Origin of the sequence: Comamonas testosteroni (assembly GCF_030505195.1) — a bacterium.
GTDB classification, from domain to species: Bacteria; Pseudomonadota; Gammaproteobacteria; order Burkholderiales; family Burkholderiaceae_C; genus Comamonas; species Comamonas testosteroni_G.
Genome location: NZ_CP129672.1, coordinates 2,939,944 through 2,957,382, shown reverse-complemented (window position 1 = coordinate 2,957,382; position 17,439 = coordinate 2,939,944). Strand labels below are relative to the sequence as shown.

Annotated in this window: 18 protein-coding genes; 3 read left to right on the top strand and 15 right to left on the bottom strand. The window is 61.4% G+C overall.

The annotated features are described in order from the left end of the window. Positions 1–67 precede the first annotated feature (67 nt). The 11 genes from fliP to fliF all read right to left on the bottom strand — a co-directional run bounded on the left by fliP (position 68) and on the right by fliF (position 10,281). Complete coding sequence (gene fliP, locus QYQ99_RS13560) at positions 68–817, bottom strand: flagellar type III secretion system pore protein FliP (protein ID WP_409811469.1); 750 nt, start codon at positions 815–817, stop codon at positions 68–70. Continuing rightward, entirely contained in the window at positions 810–1,199 is a 390-nt protein-coding gene (locus tag QYQ99_RS13555; RefSeq protein ID WP_302093173.1) for a FliO/MopB family protein, read from the bottom strand. The genes fliP and QYQ99_RS13555 overlap by 8 nt, the downstream gene beginning before the upstream one ends. Positions 1,200–1,233: 34 nt before the next feature. Continuing rightward, complete coding sequence (gene fliN / locus QYQ99_RS13550; RefSeq protein ID WP_003077935.1) at positions 1,234–1,668, bottom strand: flagellar motor switch protein FliN; 435 nt, start codon at positions 1,666–1,668, stop codon at positions 1,234–1,236. Beyond that, positions 1,658–2,662 carry a flagellar motor switch protein FliM gene (fliM, locus tag QYQ99_RS13545; RefSeq protein WP_302088675.1) on the bottom strand — a complete coding sequence of 335 codons (1,005 nt, stop codon included), beginning with the start codon at positions 2,660–2,662 and terminating at the stop codon, positions 1,658–1,660. Before fliM ends, fliN begins: the two co-directional genes overlap by 11 nt. Positions 2,663–2,677: 15 nt before the next feature. Beyond that, entirely contained in the window at positions 2,678–3,232 is a 555-nt protein-coding gene (locus QYQ99_RS13540; RefSeq protein ID WP_302093078.1) for a flagellar basal body-associated FliL family protein, read from the bottom strand. A gap of 189 nt (positions 3,233–3,421) precedes the next feature. Continuing rightward, a complete protein-coding gene (locus QYQ99_RS13535; RefSeq protein WP_302093077.1) occupies positions 3,422–4,738 on the bottom strand; it encodes a flagellar hook-length control protein FliK in 1,317 nt (438 codons plus the stop codon). A 2-nt stretch (positions 4,739–4,740) separates the two neighbouring features. Continuing rightward, positions 4,741–5,205, bottom strand: coding sequence for a flagellar export protein FliJ (gene fliJ, locus QYQ99_RS13530; RefSeq protein WP_302093076.1), 465 nt, complete (start codon positions 5,203–5,205; stop codon positions 4,741–4,743). A gap of 33 nt (positions 5,206–5,238) precedes the next feature. Then, complete coding sequence (fliI, locus tag QYQ99_RS13525; RefSeq protein WP_302093075.1) at positions 5,239–6,627, bottom strand: flagellar protein export ATPase FliI; 1,389 nt, start codon at positions 6,625–6,627, stop codon at positions 5,239–5,241. Further along, entirely contained in the window at positions 6,624–7,451 is an 828-nt protein-coding gene (locus QYQ99_RS13520) for a FliH/SctL family protein (protein WP_302093074.1), read from the bottom strand. Before QYQ99_RS13520 ends, fliI begins: the two co-directional genes overlap by 4 nt. Then, positions 7,444–8,439: a flagellar motor switch protein FliG gene (gene fliG, locus QYQ99_RS13515; protein ID WP_302093073.1), complete on the bottom strand. Its 996-nt coding sequence runs from the start codon at positions 8,437–8,439 to the stop codon at positions 7,444–7,446. Before fliG ends, QYQ99_RS13520 begins: the two co-directional genes overlap by 8 nt. Positions 8,440–8,574: 135 nt before the next feature. Next, complete coding sequence (gene fliF, locus QYQ99_RS13510) at positions 8,575–10,281, bottom strand: flagellar basal-body MS-ring/collar protein FliF (protein WP_302093072.1); 1,707 nt, start codon at positions 10,279–10,281, stop codon at positions 8,575–8,577. A gap of 173 nt (positions 10,282–10,454) precedes the next feature. Here fliF and fliE point away from each other — a divergent pair, with 173 nt between their 5' ends. Beyond that, on the top strand, positions 10,455–10,763 hold the full coding sequence (gene fliE, locus QYQ99_RS13505) for a flagellar hook-basal body complex protein FliE (protein ID WP_003065477.1): 309 nt from the start codon (positions 10,455–10,457) through the stop codon (positions 10,761–10,763). A 186-nt stretch (positions 10,764–10,949) separates the two neighbouring features. On the opposite strand, the gene QYQ99_RS13500 is transcribed toward fliE, so the two are convergent. From QYQ99_RS13500 to motA, 4 genes are all read right to left on the bottom strand, one after another. After that, on the bottom strand, positions 10,950–11,567 hold the full coding sequence (locus QYQ99_RS13500) for a protein phosphatase CheZ (protein ID WP_302093071.1): 618 nt from the start codon (positions 11,565–11,567) through the stop codon (positions 10,950–10,952). 3 nt (positions 11,568–11,570) lie between these two features. Next, entirely contained in the window at positions 11,571–11,957 is a 387-nt protein-coding gene (cheY, locus tag QYQ99_RS13495) for a chemotaxis response regulator CheY (protein WP_003059161.1), read from the bottom strand. A 65-nt stretch (positions 11,958–12,022) separates the two neighbouring features. After that, positions 12,023–13,090 (bottom strand): flagellar motor protein MotB, encoded by a 1,068-nt coding sequence (motB, locus tag QYQ99_RS13490; RefSeq protein ID WP_302093070.1) that lies wholly within the window; start codon positions 13,088–13,090, stop codon positions 12,023–12,025. 42 nt (positions 13,091–13,132) lie between these two features. Next, positions 13,133–13,993 carry a flagellar motor stator protein MotA gene (motA, locus tag QYQ99_RS13485; RefSeq protein WP_302093069.1) on the bottom strand — a complete coding sequence of 287 codons (861 nt, stop codon included), beginning with the start codon at positions 13,991–13,993 and terminating at the stop codon, positions 13,133–13,135. Between the two features lie 385 nt (positions 13,994–14,378). Between motA and QYQ99_RS13480 the strand changes: the two genes are divergently transcribed. Next, the gene (locus QYQ99_RS13480) at positions 14,379–15,782 is read left to right on the top strand and encodes a flagellin (RefSeq protein WP_302093068.1); all 1,404 of its coding nucleotides are present in this window, start codon (positions 14,379–14,381) and stop codon (positions 15,780–15,782) included. A 296-nt stretch (positions 15,783–16,078) separates the two neighbouring features. Further along, positions 16,079–17,311 (top strand): flagellin, encoded by a 1,233-nt coding sequence (locus QYQ99_RS13475; protein WP_302093067.1) that lies wholly within the window; start codon positions 16,079–16,081, stop codon positions 17,309–17,311. Positions 17,312–17,439 lie beyond the last annotated feature (128 nt).

Below are 17,439 nucleotides of genomic sequence, written 5' to 3'. Positions count from 1 at the left end.
GCAGCAAGAATGCCGTCCCCCTTGGGGGAAGGCGCGGGCCGCCTAGGCAAGCGCCTCAGGGGGTATCTCATGCAGCAAAGCTCGCCGCCAGAGAGCCGATGATCAGGTTCCAGCCATCGGCCAGCACAAACAGCATGAGCTTGAAAGGCAGGGCCACCAGCACCGGCGAGAGCATCATCATGCCCAGCGACATGAGGATGGAAGACACCACCATGTCGATGACCAGAAACGGAATAAAGATCATGAAGCCGATCTGAAAAGCCGTTTTCAGCTCACTGGTCACAAAGGCCGGCACCAGCACACGCAGAGGTGCAGTTTCTGCCGTGACATTCGCATCCAGCTTGGCCAGGCGCTTGAACAGCGCAAAGTCCGACTGGCGCGTCTGCTTGAGCATGAAGCCGCGCATGGGGGCTTCGGCTTTTTCCATGGCTTGCTCGAAGCTGATGCTGTTTTGCGTGTAAGGCAGATAGGCGTCCTGATAGACCTTGTCCAGCGTGGGCCCCATCACAAACATGGTGAGAAACAGCGACAGACCGATCACCACCTGATTGGGCGGGGCGGACTGCGTGCCCAGCGCCTGGCGCAGCAGGCTCAGCACGATGACGATGCGGGTAAAGCCCGTCATCAGCAGCAAGATGGCGGGCAGGAACGACAGCGCCGTGAAAAACAGCAGTGTCTGGATCGGCACCGAATAGCTGGTTCCGCCCGCGCCCTGGCCTACCAGCAGCGGCAGACTGGCGGGTGCGCCCTGGGCGGCGGCCATCAGGGGCATCGCCAGCAGGACAGCGGCAGCAGCACGAGAGACGAATTTAGACATTTCCAGAATTCCGGGCCGCTTCGTCAGCCTGCGCGCGCATCAGCGAGTCGGTGAACGATGAAACGGCTGGTGAATGGGCTGCACGGGCGGATTGCAAAGACGCGGACGGGTCTTGCAGCACATGCAGACATTGAATCTGCTGCGCCGTCACGCCAAGCACCAGTCGCACGACCTGCTCCCCCTCACCCAACTGCACGGTCAGCACCCTCTGCTGCGGGCCAATGGCCAGCGTGCTCAGCACCTGCGCCGGAACTGAGGTGGCACCACGGGCCATCCCCATGCCGCGGGGCAGGAGGTTTTTTTGCTGCAGACGACGCACCAGCCAGGGCAACGCCGCCATGACCGCCACAAACAGGATGACCAGCAGCAGCGTAGGCCACATGGAAGGGGTCGCTGCCGCAGAGTTGGCCGCGCTCTCAACCACGGCTGACTCGACGCAGACGCTCGGACGGTGTCACCACGTCCGTCAGACGGATACCGAACTTGTCGTTGACCACCACCACCTCGCCCTGGGCAATCAGGTAGCCGTTGACCAGCACGTCCATAGGTTCGCCGGCCAGCGCATCGAGCTCCACCACCGAGCCCTGAGCCAGCTGCAGAATGTATTTGATGGGCACCTTGGTGCGGCCCAGCTCCACGGACAACTGAACCGGAATGTCCAGCACCATGTTGATATCGTGCACCGGCACATCGCCATAGCTGCGAGCGGCGTCGCCAGCCAGCGGCCCGCCCTGGTCGGACAGCTCGGGGCCTTCGACGGCCTGGTCATGCTGACGCTGCTCTTCCAGCGCCTCGGCCCAGCCGGAGAACGGATCGTCACCCGCGGGCTTGTTGTTGTCGTCAATTGCCATGCTTCTCTCCCATCCAGCTGGCCTCGCCGCCGCGCAGGCTGCGTTCCACGCGGATTGCGTATTTGTCGTTGTGCGTGCCGTACTGGCACTCGAAAACCGGCACCCCACCGATGGAGGCGCGAATCAGCGGCTCGCGGTCGAGCTCGATAAAGTCACCCGGGCGCATGGCCAGCAGCTGCTCCACCGTGGCATCGGCGCGGGCCAGCTCTGCCACCAGCGTGACCTCGGCGGCCTGAATCTCCCGCGTCAGCACCTTGACCCAGCGGCGGTCCACTTCGATGGCATCGCCCTGAGTGGAGGAATACAGCACATCGCGAATCGGCTCCAGCGTCGCATAGGGCATGCAGATGTGGATGGAGCCCGAGATATCGCCGATCTCAAGCTGAAACGCCGTGGAGACCACGATTTCGCTGGGCGTGGCGATGTTGGCGAACTGCGGCTGCATTTCCGAGCGCTGATAGACCAGCTCCAGCGGATAGATGCCATGCCAGGCTTTTTTGTATTCCTCGCAGATCACATTGACCATGCGGTTGATCACGCGCTGCTCGGTGGTCGAGAAGTCGCGCCCCTCGATGCGGGTCTGCAGGCGACCCGTGCCGCCGTACAGCGTATCGATCACGCCGAACACCAGCGAGGGATCGCAGACGATCAGACCATTGCCGCGCAGCGGACGAATGGCCATGATGTTGAAATTGGTGGGAACAGCCAACTCGCGCAGGAAGGCGCTGTAGCGCTGCACCGTCACCGTGCCGACGGAAACCTCGGGGCTGCGACGGATGAAGTTGAACAGGCCGATGCGGAAATTGCGGGCAAAACGCTCGTTGACAATTTCCATGGTGGGCATGCGCCCACGCACGATGCGCTCCTGGCTGGAGATGTCGTAGCTGCGAACCTGGCCGAGATCAACCTCCACCACTTCGGAACGCTGGCTTTCGCCGGTAACGCCTTCAAGAAGAGCATCTACCTCTTCCTGGGAGAGAAAAGAATCGCTCATGCACTCCCTCCCTGCTTACTGAATGATGAAGCTGGAGAACAGCACGCGACGCACAGGCCCCTTGCGATTGGCACGCGGGCTGTCTTCGTCGGCGTCCTCGTCGTCGCGCGAGCGCTTCTTGGCACCCGTGCCGAAGCCCAGCGGCGCCGAGACCTCGGTCAGGATGTCGGCGGCCAGCTTTTCCTTGCCCTCGCGCGCCAGCAGCTCGTCGGCCGTGCGCTGGGACACCAGCATCAGAATGCCGTTGCGGATGCTGGGCAGGTATTGCTTGACGGTGGAAGCCGTCTTTTCGTCGGCCAGCTCCAGCGTGATGCCCAGCTGCACAAAGCGGTCGCCGCCGGGGTCAGCCAGATTGGCCACCATGTTGTCCAGTGGCAGGAAAGTGGGCACTGTGGCCTTGGCGCTGACCTCTTCTTCGCCATCGGCGCTGCTGTGCTGGCGTTGCATCATCAGCACATAGGCCGCAGCAGCCACTATGGCCAGCACGGCAACGATGGCCACGATGACGATCAGCTTCTTGCTTTTGGCAGGAGCAGGTGCGACAGGGGCGGCATTGGGATTGGCTGACACGGCGGGTATTCCTCAAGAGTGGGGGACTGCATCCACCTCGCAGCCATTGCCGCGACACGGAAGATCCACGCCTGAATTATTCGCCGCCCGCCCTGCAGGCCATTGCCCGAATAAAAGCGCGAAACCCGGCTTCATTCCGGGTTTCGCGCCATGTCCGGCTCACCGCTTCCGTGAACCGACTCTGATCATCTACACGAAAAGGTCCACACCGGACTGCACCGGCCGCGCGCCATTGCGCGCTCCGGCGGTGCCCATGGGCAGCTCGGCTGCATTGACCGAGACTCGGGCCACCCTGGACTGGCCGCGCCGGGCGTCCTCGCCCTGGCTATCGCCCCCGGACTGGGCGTCGGCACCGCCGCCATCCACGCTGACGCCGCTCAGATTCAGCCCCTGGGCCTGTAAAAGCTCGCGCAACTGAGCCTGGCCGTCGGCCAGCAACTGGCGTGCCTGCTCATCGCCCGCAGCAAAGCGCACATGGGCCTCCTGGCCGTTCAGTTGCACCTGGACCTGGATCGACTTGCCCTCATGCTGGATTGACAGCGCGGCATTCTGCGTTTTCTGATGCACCCAGAAGGCCACCTGCTCGGACACTTCCTGCTCACGCTCTGTAGGTGCGGCATCCTGCCCCGCCAGGCTCTGGCCGAAGTCAGAGCTATTTTGGCCGCCGCCCTGCATACCCGCGCTCGCCGCCCCCATGGCTGCCCCGACGGCAGCCGCTGCGGCCTGCAAGTCGGCCCCGCCCTGCACTGCCGCCGTCTTGCCCTGTGGCGCAGCTTCATCCTGCTGGGGCGAGCGGGCCGCACGCAGCAAATCCTTGAGTCCTTCCAGGGCCTGCGGCTGCACGGCCGTCATGCCCTGCAGGCTGACGCCCTGCTGCGGCAAGGCCTGCGCCTTGTGCACAGCAGGATCGAGGCGCGCAGCAGGCGCCTCTTCAGTCACCGAAGCCAGCGCGCTCGGCACGCTGTCCTGCCCCTGCGCGGCTGCGTCCTGCTGCGGCGGCAAGGCAGCCGCATCAGAATTAATAGCTGCTTGCACTTGTGCTGCATACGTTTGAGCCTGATTTGATTGCAAATCCTTGCCCATGAATGCGGCGTGCGTCTGCCCCGACCCGAGCTGCAAAGCCTGGCGATGGGCCAGTTGCGCAGCATGGCCTGTGCCTGAAAGAAAGTCGGTGGCCACGCCCTGGCGCAGATCGGCATCTCCCTGCCCGTCCAGCTGCGCGGTCTGCCCGACCAGGCTCATCCACGGCGCATGGCCTTGAGCGATCAGCAGCGCATCCTGCTCGCCCGGTGCCGGCTTCGCGTCCGACACCTCGGCCGTCTGCAACACCGTCTGCGGCAGACCTGCAGTCACCAATCCGTCCAGCGATGCCAGCAGCGATGAAAATCCCTGGCCGGACTCGCCTGCCGCAGCCGCAGCGCTTTTGACCGAGCTCATGGACTGCGCCATGGCCTTGCCGGTGCGTGCTTCGCTGCTGCGGGGGCCGTCAATTCTGGTTTCCGCCATGCTCAGGCCTCCTGGAGTTGCAGACCGAAGCTGCGTCGAAAAAATGCCATGGTGGCGCGCTCGTCGGTATCTTTTTGCTCGCGCCGCATCTGGGCCAGTGCCACATCACGGCTGCGGGCCTGCACCACTTTCTGCAGGCTGGTCACGCGCAACTCCGCCGCCAGCAGGGCTTGACGTGAGGTCTCCAGACGAATGTCCTGATCGGCCACGACCCGAGTCTGCAAGCCGATGGCGTGCTGCAGGCGCTCCATGAACTGATACTGGTGGTGCATGACTTCGGGCTGCACGGCCAGCCCTTCCTGGGCCCCCCAGCGCGCCTGCATCTCAAGGACATAGCCCTGCAGCTGATCCATCTGGGCCTGCGCCGCCTGCTGAGCGCGCTGGCGCTCCTGCATGGCGGTGCGGGCCGCGTCACGCTTGCGTTCTGCGGCTTCAATGGCGACGTTCAAGGCATTCAAGGACGACATCTGCGACTCTCCCTCTGGCTAACCCGTTGATGCTCAGCCCCGCTGCATGGCTTGCGCCATGCCGGCCAGGCTTTGCTCCATGCTGGAGCTTTCAAACATGCTTTGCTGCAGAAACCCGGTCATGGCGGGCTGCAGCGCAATCGCCTCGTCCAGTTGCGGATCGGAGCCCGGCACATAGGCGCCGACCTGCACCAGATCACGCCCCTTCTGATAGCGCGAATAGACGGCGCGAAAGCGACGTGCCAACTCGAAATGCTCGCGCGAGACCACGTTGTGCATGACGCGCGAAGCCGACTGCTCGATATCGATGGCTGGGTAATGCCCGGTCTCGGCCAGAGCCCGCGAGAGCACAACGTGGCCGTCGAGAATGGCGCGGGCCGCATCGGCAATCGGGTCCTGCTGATCGTCCCCCTCGGACAGCACGGTATAGAAGGCCGTGATCGAGCCCACGCCATGCAGACCGTTGCCGCTGCGCTCCACCAGCGCGGGCAGCTTGGCAAAGCACGATGGCGGATAGCCCTTGGTGGCCGGCGGCTCACCGATGGCCAGTGCGATTTCGCGCTGGGCCATGGCATAGCGGGTCAAGGAGTCCATGAGCAGCAGCACATGCTTGCCCTTGTCGCGAAAATGCTCGGCAATCGCCGTGGCGTAGCTGGCGCCCTGCATGCGCAGCAGCGGCGGTGCATCGGCGGGGGCCGCCACCACCACAGCACGGCTGCGGTCCTGGGCACCCAGAATGTCCTCGACGAATTCCTTGACCTCGCGGCCACGCTCGCCGATCAGGCCCACCACGATCACATCGGCCTGGGTGTAGCGCGCCATCATGCCCAGCAGCACGGACTTGCCCACACCCGAGCCGGCAAACAGGCCCAGACGCTGGCCGCGCCCCACGGTCAGCAGCGAATTCAGCGCCTTGACACCGGTATCCAGCGACTCGCGCACGGGGTCACGGTCCATGGCGTTGATGGGGTTGCGATCGAGCACCTCGGGCACCACGCTACCCAGCTCGCCCGCATGGTCCAGCGCAATGCCTTGCGAATCCACGACCCGCCCCAGCAAGCCATCCCCCATGGGCAGGCGCAGCACGCCCACGGTCTGCCTGATCCTCTCGGTCTCCACCACGCCCAGCTGGGGCACGGGAACAAAGGGAGCTGCCGGCGTCACCATGGCACCGCTGGACAGGCCCTGAATATCGCCCGCAGGCATCAGAAAGGCGCGCTCGCCGGCAAAACCGACCACCTCGGCAAGCACAGGCTCCTGCCCATGCTGATGAATATGGCATTGCGCCCCCACGGGCACGCGCAGCCCAGAAGCCTCCAGCACCATGCCGGTCAGCCGGGTCAGTCGGCCCTGGCATTCCAGCGGCACAGGCTCGGCATAGCGCGCTCGCGCCTGGCTCATGAACTGCTGCCAGGGGTTCATGCCTTGTCTCCGTCATACCAGGTGGAGACCAGGCCCAGAGCCGCCACGGCACGGCGCCAGCGCTTGTCCAGGCCGCCGTCGATCTCGGCACCGCCCGACTCCACCTTGACATCGCCGGGGGCAATCGAGGCATCGCCCTGCCACTGGATACGGCTGTGCGCACCATGCTCGGCACGCAGGGCTTCGTCGAGTAGCTCAAAGTCCGCGGGGTTCAGACGCACGGTCACCGGGCGGCTCTCCTCGACCAGCATGTCCAGTGCTTCGCGAATCACGGGCAGCAAAGCCTGAGGCTGGCTGCGCAGCTCCTGGCGCACCACCTGACGTGCGATGTCGCAGGCCAGATTCAGCAGCTCCTGGGCCATGCCCGACTGCAGCTGTTTGAAGTTGTCTTCCAGGCCCTGCAACACGCCGTCGACACGTTGCACGCTCTCGCGGCCCGCTCCATTGATATGGTCGTCCAGGCGCTGCTGCCATTGCTGCTGGGTCTGGGTGCGGCCTTCGGCCAGGCCCTGTGCATGGCCCTCGGTGCGCGCCTGATCCAGCATCTGCTGCAGCTGCTCCTCGTCGAAAGCCGGGGCGGCTGGCTCCACCGGCTCCACAGCCTGCGCCTCTGGCGGTGGCTGCAGCTGATGGGCAAGAGAAGGCGAAAAGCCGTTGAAGTGCTCTGTCCCCGCCGGGATGAAGGCCGACGGCTGTGCGGGCGCGAAGACACCACCGCTTTGCGCGTCCACTGCACCGAAGCGCCATTGCACCACGGTGCTGTCGTCGATCTCTTCCTGCGGGATAAAGCGCGAGTGCGAGCGCGGAGGCTGGCCCTTAGACATAGCTGTCCTCCGGGCCAGAGCCGATGGTTACCTGGCCTTCTTCGACCAGACGACGCACGACCTTGAGGATTTCCTTCTGCTGAGCCTCCACTTCGGACAGACGCATGGGGCCGCGGCCTTCCAGGTCCTCGCGCAGCGACTCGGCCGCACGCATGGACATATTGGCCAGGATCTTGTCGCGCACTTCCATGGAGCCGCCCTTGAGCGCCACGATCAGCGTCTCGGATACCACCTCGCGCAGCACCATCTGCACAGAGCGGTCGTCGAGCTTGACCAGGTCGTCGAAGACGAACATCTTGTCCATGATCTTCTGCGCCAGCTCGGGGTCGTAGTTGCGGATGGTATCGAGCACCGCCACATCGGCATTGCCGCCCATCTGATTGAGCATTTCGGCTGCGGTCTTGACGCCGCCCAGCGAGGTCTTGCGAACCTTGTCGCCACCCGCCAGCACCTTGAACAGCACTTCGTTCAAGTCCTTGAGTGCCGTGGGCTGGATGCCTTCCAGGGTGGCCACGCGCAGCATGACCTCGCTACGTGCCCGGTCGGGGAACTGCATCAGCACGGCAGCGGCCTGCTCATACTCCAGGTGCACCAGAATTGCCGCCACGATCTGCGGATGCTCGCCGCGCAGCAGCTCGGCCACAGACAGCGGATCCATCCACTTCAGGCTTTCAATACCCGAGATATCGCCGCCCTGCATGATGCGGTCGATCAGCAGCGCCGCCTTGTCATCGCCCAGCGCACGCTTGAGCACCGAGCGCACATAGTCGCTGGCATCGTCGACCAGCAGACTCTGCGACGCGGCATCGCTGGTGAAACGGTCGATCACGAAATCCACCTTTTCCCGCGTCACGCCGCGCATGCGGGCAATCGTCTCGCCCAGCTTCTGCACTTCCTTGGGCGTGAGGTGCTTGAACACCTCGGCCGCCTCTTCCTCACCGAGGGAGACCAGCAAGATGGCAGCGTCGTTCAGACCTCTATCGTCCATATTCAAAACTCTCTACTAGTTATTCAACCGTCCCATGCCAGGGATGCCGAGCAAGGGCCGCCCCCGCAGCGAGGGCATCGCCCCCCTCCCCAAGAGAGAGGGGGAAGGCGCAACGCGCCTCAGGGGGTGACTTCGTCACCCCTCACCGTTAATCCATGTCTTCACGATGTTCGCCACCGCGATCGGGTTCTGCTTGGCCAGATGACGGGCTTGATCCAGTCGTTCCTGCTCCTTGGTCGGCGACAGATCCTTCGCCGGTGCTGGCAGAGCAGGTCTGTCCAGCGCCTCGGCTTCAATGGCATTGAGCTGCCCGCCGGGGCTGGTATTGCGGCCCTTGAGCAAGGGCCGCACCAGGCCCAGCAGCACCAGGGCTCCAAACAGCGCCAGCGCAATCGGCACGCCCAGGCTCTTGGCCATGGCCTGAATTTCGGGGTCCTTCCACATCGGCAACTCGGCCGGTGCGGCACCGCTGTCCATGAAGGGAGCGCTGACCAGATTCACCGAGTCGCCTCGGTCGGCGCTATAGCCCACGGTCTCACGCACCAGCGTGAGCAGTTGCTCCTGCTGCTGGGCCGTCAGGGGACGCAGGCCGGAGCTGACGGCGGCTGCCGTTGCCGCTGTCGCGGCATCGGTACCTGCCGCAGCGGCCAGCGGTGCATTGACCACCACCGCAGCCGTCAGGCGCTTGACGGTGCCGGTGCTGCCGCGTGTAACCTTGACGGTCTTGTCCACTTCGTAATTGGTGATGGACTCGCGCTTGTTGCCCTGGGCGTTGCCTTGGCCTGCACCGGCGGCCTGCGGCGCAGGATTGGCACCGTTGATGGGCGCAGTCGAGTTCTGCGGTGGCTGGTTGCTGGTCGCGCCAGGCACGCCGGTCGGTGGGGTGGCCGTCTTCTCGCCATTGGTTTCCATCACCTGCTGGCTGCGAACGGCCCCGCCGTTGGTGGACTGATTGGGACGATGCTGCTCGGAGGTGGACTCGGTCTGGCTGAAATCCAGCTCGGCCGAGACCTGGGCCTTCACATTGCTCTTGCCGACCACGGGCTCGAGAATGTCCAGAATGCGGCGCACATATTGCTGCTCCACCTGCTGGGTGTAGAGGAACTGCTGCATGTCCACGCCGCCGGCGTTGCCGTCAGGCGACTGCGAAAGCAGCTTGCCGGTGTCGTCCACCACGCTGACGGCAGCAGGTTCCATCTCTGGCACGCTGGAGGCCACCAGATGCACGATGCCTGCGATCTGCGCACGGTCCAGCATGCGACCCGGATGCAGGCTCAGCAGCACGGAAGCCGAAGGCTTTTGCTGCTCGCGAAAAAATCCGTTCTGATTGGGCAGGGCCAGATGCACGCGGGCACTCTGCACGGCATTGAGCGCGAGGATGGAGCGGGTCAGCTCGCCTTCCAGGCCGCGCTGGAAATTGAGGCGTTCCTGAAACTGGGTGATGCCGAACTTGCTGTTCTCCATCAGCTCGAAGCCCGTCACCGAGCCCTTTGGCAGGCCTTGCGTGGCCAGCTTCAGGCGAACATCGTGCACACGGTCTGCAGGAATGAGAATGGCGCCGCCGCCCTCGCTGTACTTGTAGGGCACGTTCATCTGCGTCAGCTGCGCCACGATGGCACCGCCATCCTTGTCGCTGACGTTGGAGAACAGAAGCTTGTAATCGGGCTGGCGATAGAACACCGCCGCCGCAACCAGACCTACAGCGACCAGGGCCACCAGCGCGCCCCAGCGAAGACGTTGACCACGGTCGAGCGCATTCCAGCGCTGCGCAAGCGCAGGGCGGGGCGCATACGTGGCACCGGGCACGGCATTGGGGACAGGTACTTCAGCTACAGCAGACATCTTGATTCCATGGTGTCAGACCCCACACGAGGTCTAGCGTCCAGTGGATTATTCGGACTCGGGCCAGTGGCGTTCCCCCGATAAGCAAGCCGATTCACCCACTTATTGCCCGTCTGCGATCAAGCGAAAAACCTACGATCACCTCCAACTCACCAAGCCAGTTGGATAAATATATGGACCTGAAGATCCCTGCAATCAACCCCGCCCAACTGGGCAACCAGCTCACCAAGGTCGGCAGCGCCGGCACTGCGCCCGTGGCCGGCGGCTTCGGTCAGGCCCTGCAAAATGCACTGCAATCGGTGAGCGCCGCTCAAAACCATTCCGGCCAGCTGCAGCGCGAAGTGCAGCTGGAAAACCCCGCCGTCAGCCTTGAGCAGACCATGGTGGCCATGCAAAAATCGCAGATCGGCTTTCAGGCCACGCTGCATGTGCGCAACCGCCTGGTGCAGGCCTACTCCGATGTAATGAATATGCAGGTGTGATCGGCGCAACGCCACACACCGCTCAAAAGGCAGATTGCCCTCCAAGGCTTGCCCGCATGTTGTGATGACATGCGGGCTTTTTGCGCTCCGCCCTCCTGGCAGCGCCCAATAAAAAAGCCCGATCCATTGAAAGACCGGGCTTTTCGGGCTCAAGCGCTTATCTGCAAAGCGCAATCAGCTATTTTTTTAAAAGCCAAGACTGGCCAGCAGATCATCCACCTGGGACTGCGAAGTCACCACGTCGGTGGTGTTTTCGGGATCCACCACCGGGCCGGCCAGCTTGGGGTGCGCGGCTTCCACGGGCGCCAGGGCCGGCATCTGCTCAGCATCCGGCGAGGTCTGGATCAGCAGCTCCAGCAGCTGCGACTCCAGATCGGCCGCCAGCGCCACCACACGAGCAATCACCTGACCGGTGAGGTCGTGGAAGTCCTGCGCCATCATGATCTCGGTCAGATGGCTATTGGTCTGCTCCGTACCTTCCTCCACCTCCTGCAGATAGTTCATCACGCGCCCCTTGGCCACCGCAGCCACAGGATCCTTGATGAGTTCTGCACGCATGGCACGGGTACGCTCGGCCAGCGCATCCTGGCAGCTCTGCGTCACCTCGACCTGACCCAGCACCTTGTTGGCAGCTTCTCCCGTCAGACGGGCGATATAGGACAGACGGCTTTGCGCATCGGGAAGCTCCCCCGCACTGCCGCGCAAACGGTCCGCATAGCCCAGCTCATTGAGCGAGTTATGCAACTGGCGCGTGAGTACGCCAATCTTGTAGTGGACGTTGGCGGAAGCCTGGTCGCTGCTCATGGCTCAGAGATCGAGTTTCTTGATGATGAGATTGACCTTCTCTTCCAGAGTGGCCTTGGTGAAGGGCTTGACGATATAGCCGGCCGCGCCGCCCTGGGCAGCAGCCACGATATCTTCCTTGCGGGCTTCAGCAGTCACCATCAGCACCGGAAGATGCTTGAGCTTTTCATCCTGCTTGATCTCGGTGAGCAGCTGAAAGCCGTTCATGTTCGGCATGTTGATGTCGGTCACCACAAAGTCGAACTTGCTAGCACGCAGCTTGGTGATGGCAACCACACCATCTTCAGCTTCATCGGCATCGGCAAAGCCACTCTCCTTGAGCAGATTGCGCACGATGCGGCGCATGGTGGAGAAGTCGTCAACAATCAAAAATCGCAGGGCATTAGCCACGAGAGGCCCTTTCGGTCGGAATAGGTGCGTGGGAACAAGTTTTCAGCCGTGATGGTAACAATTTGTCAACCTCCCGGCATTGGACGTGCATTGTCAGGCTTTTCGACAGTCTCCGTGGCAACTTCAGGGTTTGTTACAACAAACTCTTCCTTGGCATCCAGAGACTGCTTGTCGACAGCGCTGGGTACTGCGCGCCGGGCCTTGGGTTGATTGATCGTGCTGGCTGCCTCCTCGGCACTGGTCACCTGCTCCATGCTGCGCTCCTTGTCATTGCCCAGCACACGGCGCTCGGCCTCCTTGGTCAGCACGGTAATCGTGATGCGGCGATTCTGCGCCGCGCGCGGCTCCTCCGGCAGCAGCAGGTCACTGCTGGCCATGCCGACCACGCGCGCCAGCTTGTCCAGAGGCATTCCGGCTGCCACCAGCTCGCGGCGCGATGCGTTGGCGCGGTCGGCCGATAATTCCCAGTTGCTATAGCCTCGATCGGCATTGCCGTAAGGCGCAGCATCGGTGTGGCCCGAGAGACTGATGCGATTTTCCGCATTGCCCATGGCCGCACCGATCTCGCGCAGGATATCGCGCATATAGGGCTTGACCACGGCACTGCCGCTATCGAACATGGGGCGGTTCTGGTCGTCAACGATCTGAATCATCAGGCCGTCATGCGTGATCTCCGTGCGAATCTGCGAGCGATACTCGTTCAGGCGCGCATTGTTGGCAATCATGCTGTCCACCTTGGCCTTGAGCGCATGCAGACGCTGTGCATCGCGTGCGGACTCTTCGGCCCGGCCCATGGCCTGGCTGGAGCGACGGTTGGCATTGTCTTCGGACTCGGAGCGGCGCACCTGGCCGTGCACCTTGGACAGGTCGTTGCCGCCCCCCGGCACGATGCTGGAGCTGTTACCGGCACCGCTGCCGCCCGACATGGCCACCTTCAGCGGCGAATTGAAATACGCAGCAATCCCCTGCAGCTCGCCCTGAGCGGTCGAGCCCAGCAGCCACATCAGCAGGAAGAAGGCCATCATCGCTGTCACAAAGTCGGCATAGGCAATCTTCCAGGCACCACCATGGTGGGCATGGGCGGTCTTCTTGACGCGCTTGATGATGATGGGCTGCAGCTTCTTGTCAGCCATAGCTGCGCTCCATCACCAGGTAATGTCGAGAGTGAGCACTCATTACTTCTTGCCCTTGACGTGCGTCTCCAGCTCCAGAAAGCCTGGACGCTCGGTGGAGAACAGCACCTTGCGGCCGAACTCGATGGCCGTGCCCGGGTTGTAGCCCTGCATGCTGGCCAGTAGCGTCGCCTTGATGCACTCGAACTCCTTGGCCGCATCCTGGGCACGCTGCTCCAACAGCGCAGCCATAGGCTCCACCAGCGCATAGGCCAGCAAAATCCCGAGGAAGGTACCCACCAGCGCCGAGGCAATCATCCCGCCCAGCACTGCCGGGGGCTGCCCCACGAAAGCCATGGTGTTCACCACACCCAGCACCGCTGCAATAATGCCGAAGGCCGGCAAGGCGCCCGCCAGACGATTCAGAGCCATCACCGGCGCATGGGCCTCGGCATGATGGGCTTCGATTTCGCTGTCCATCAGCGCTTCAATCTCGTGAGAGTTCAGATTGCCCGAGACCATCATGCGCAGATAGTCGGTGAGGAACTCGACGACATGGTGGTCGGCCATCAGCTGCGGATAGTTCTGAAACACCGTCGACGACTGCGGATCCTCCACATCGGACTCGATCGACATCAGGCCTTCCTTGCGCGCCTTCTGCAGCAGCTCGTACAGAAGCGCCATCACTTCCATATAGCGCGCCTTGTTATAGCGCGAGGGCTTGAGCGCCGAGGGAATCGCCTTGGCAGTGGCCTTGAGCACCTTGGGCTGGTTGCTGACGATGAAAGCGCCCAGAGCGCCACCGCCAATGGTCACCATCTCGAACGGCAGCGCCTTGACAAGAACGCCCACGCTGCCGCCGTGCAGCACATACATGCCGAAGATGCAGCCGAAGGCAACGATATAACCGATGAGAACAAGCATAGGTGCCGATTGTGAAGTTGCAAAAGCGCCGCCATAGCCGCAAAAAGCTGGGCGTTTGGAAGCTAGATCGGCAGCTAGCCGTCGTTATGTAGGGTAATTCCGAACCAAGCAACGACTTGAAGGCTCTGGCGGCATACAGGCAAAGCACAGCTTCTGCACTTGTTACATCCCGAAAAATATTTGCAGAACTCTCTAAAGTTTTTGCGGGATGGCTCCGATAACAGCTTCAACAGGGAAAAAAAGCCCTGTCACCAGCGAGCCACAGCAGCAAATATCACAAGGAACTGCAGGCTGGGGTGCTGGATTGGGCTGCCGCCGCCGCCCACCCTGAATATTTCAGGTCACTGTGGCGGCGACGTTTTGATCGCATCAAGGAGTTCGCATCATGGCAATGACCATCAACACCAATATCCAGTCGCTCAACGCACAGCGCAACCTGGGTGCTTCGCAATCTTCGCTGTCCACTTCCATGCAGCGCCTGTCTTCCGGTATGCGCATCAATAGCGCCAAGGATGATGCTGCTGGTCTGGCCATTGCATCGCGCATGCAAACCCAGATCACAGGCCTGAATCAAGCCCAACGTAATGCAAACGATGGAGTTTCTTTGGCGCAAACCGCTGAAGGCGCTTTGAGTACCATCGGCAATAATTTGCAGCGTATGCGCGAGCTGTCTGTGCAGTCGGCCAACGCGACCAATAGCGCAAGCGATCGTGCAGCTATGCAAAAAGAAGTCAAGGCATTGACCGATGAGATCGATCGTGTGGCTTCGACAACAAGCTTCAATGGCACCAAATTGTTGGATGGTGGTTTCAAGAATGCCTCTTTCCAAGTCGGGGCAAACAAAGGTGAAACCATCGATTTCACAGCTATCGGCAGCACTCGCACCAGCGAGCTGGGTAAGTTCTACCAAGCCAAGGTGACCTCCGGCACCTTGGATGGTTCGAACACTGTTGACTTGAGCGCAATCAAGATTAATGGCGTTGCGTTGGGGACAGATACGGCGGCTACGGCAGATGCCAAGACCATGGTGGATGCGATCAACTCTGCAGGGATTGATGGTGTGTCTGCAAAAATTACTGGCCCGACAACGATGGCTGCAACTGCGCAGACGGCTGCAGCAGCTACTGGCACTATTACCATTAATAACAAGACGACGGCCTCCTTTACCACTACCGGTAATGCCGCCACGGATCGACAACTGGCAGTGGATGCCATTAACAATATGTCGGCCCAAACCGGCGTGATTGCCAAGGACAACGGTTCGGGGGTTGACTTAGTTGCTGCTGATGGGCGAAATATTGACCTATCCTATGGAACATTTACGGAAGCCAACTTCGGTATGGCTGCCGCAGGTATTTCAGAGACAACCTATGAAGTTTCCTATGCGGGTGAGTCCGGTAAGCAACTGAAGATTGAGGGCACTATTGCGGGGTCTGGCTTGACTGTGGCGAACACCAATGTGGCACGCACTGGATCGTCGCTTTCGCAGTTGGATGTTTCTACCGTGGCTGGCGCGAACACGGCTTTGGAGTCGATTGATGCTGCCTTGACTCAGATTAACAATACGCGCGCCGAGCTCGGTGCCATGCAAAACCGCTTTGAATCGGTGGTTTCCAATCTGAGCGTGAACAGCGAAAACCTATCTGCATCCAAGAGCCGCATCATGGATGCCGACTTTGCTTCGGAAACCGCCAACCTGAGCCGCTCGCAGATTCTGCAGCAAGCCGGTACCGCCATGGTGGCACAGGCCAACCAGTTGCCCCAGGGCGTGCTGTCCCTGCTGCGTTAATCACATCCAGCAGTTGCACCAGCCATGCGCTGGTGCAGTCGGCACTTGGCCAGGCCTCCTTCGGGAGGCCTTTTTTTGCTGGTTTGCCGCTCCCAATATGCAACCGTCAATTGTAAAAATGGCAGGACTTTAGGCCTCTTATCGGTCTTATGTCATGCATGGCTTGCTCCAACAATCCTCGTACCCGGAATACCAGACTTCGTCCGTGTTTCCGGTCACGTGGGCCAGCGCCGTCGCTGGTCGTGAAAACGGCTAGTACGTCGCCGGTTTACTGGCTTGAAACAGGAGCACATACCATGGCAGCCATCATCAATACCAATATCCAGTCGCTCAATGCACAGCGCAGTCTGAGCTCATCTCAAAGCCAGCTGGCTACCTCCATGCAGCGCCTGTCCTCGGGCTTGCGCATCAACAGCGCCAAGGACGATGCCGCTGGCCTGGCCATTGCTGAACGCATGACCACGCAGGTGCGCGGTCTCACGGTTGCAATGCGCAATGCCAATGACGGCATCTCGCTGGCACAAACGGCTGAAGGTGCGCTGGGCTCGGTTGGCAGCAACCTGCAACGCATTCGCGAACTGGCCGTGCAGTCGCGCAACGCCACCAATTCGGAAGAGGATCGTGCGGCGTTGGATGCGGAAGTTCAGCAACTCAAAGCTGAAATCAGCCGAATTGCACGCGACACCTCATTCAATGGCACCAAGCTGCTGGATGGCTCGTTCACAAATATGGCTTTCCAAGTGGGCGCCAATCAAGGGCAAACGATTGATGTCAATAGCATTGCCGATTCAAGAATTGACAAGCTTGGCGAATGGAAATCCGTGCCGACGCCGAGCAAAAGTGAAGCATTTGGCACATTCACGGGCGGATCTGTTACGGGCACCACAAGTGATGATTACGAGTTCTCCCTTGTACTTGACGGGAACTCGCTCCCCCCGATTGTTGTTGCGACTGGACAAACCAAAGACCCAGCAGTAACAGGTCAAGATCTTGACGCAGCATGGGCTGCTTTCTCTACGACAACTGAAGGTGCTGGATACAAGCTTTCGGGCACCTTTGCTGCCGGAACGGCCGTGATTTCCAAGCTGGACGGAACTCCTCTTGTCATTACGAGCACAAGCACCGGCGGAACCGGTGGCACCAATACCCCCCCTGCTCTGAACACCGCCTTCGAGACGACCTTCAGCAACGGTCAGATCACACAAAACAAAACTGGCTTTGACGATTTGAACGTCAAAGACCCTCACGAGTCTGACAACGCCATCGTGGCCATGGATGCCGCTCTGCGCGCCATCAATGGTGCACGAGCAGATCTGGGTGCTATCCAAAGCCGGTTTGAAACCACGGTCGAGAATCTGAGCGTCAACACGGAAAACCTGTCTGCCTCTCGCAGCCGCATCATGGATGCCGACTTTGCCGCAGAAACCGCCAATCTGAGCCGCACACAGATTCTGCAGCAGGCCGGCACAGCTATGGTGGCACAGGCCAATCAGCTGCCGCAGCAAGTGCTCAAGCTGCTGCAAGGCTGATATCGGCACTTGGCATTTCGTACTCAAGTTCTGTTTCGGCCTGCCGAAACACAATGCGTAGTACTGTCCATAAAGACGGTGCGAGAAGCGCCGTTTGTTCAATGACGCAGACTGGGCGTGACAAACGC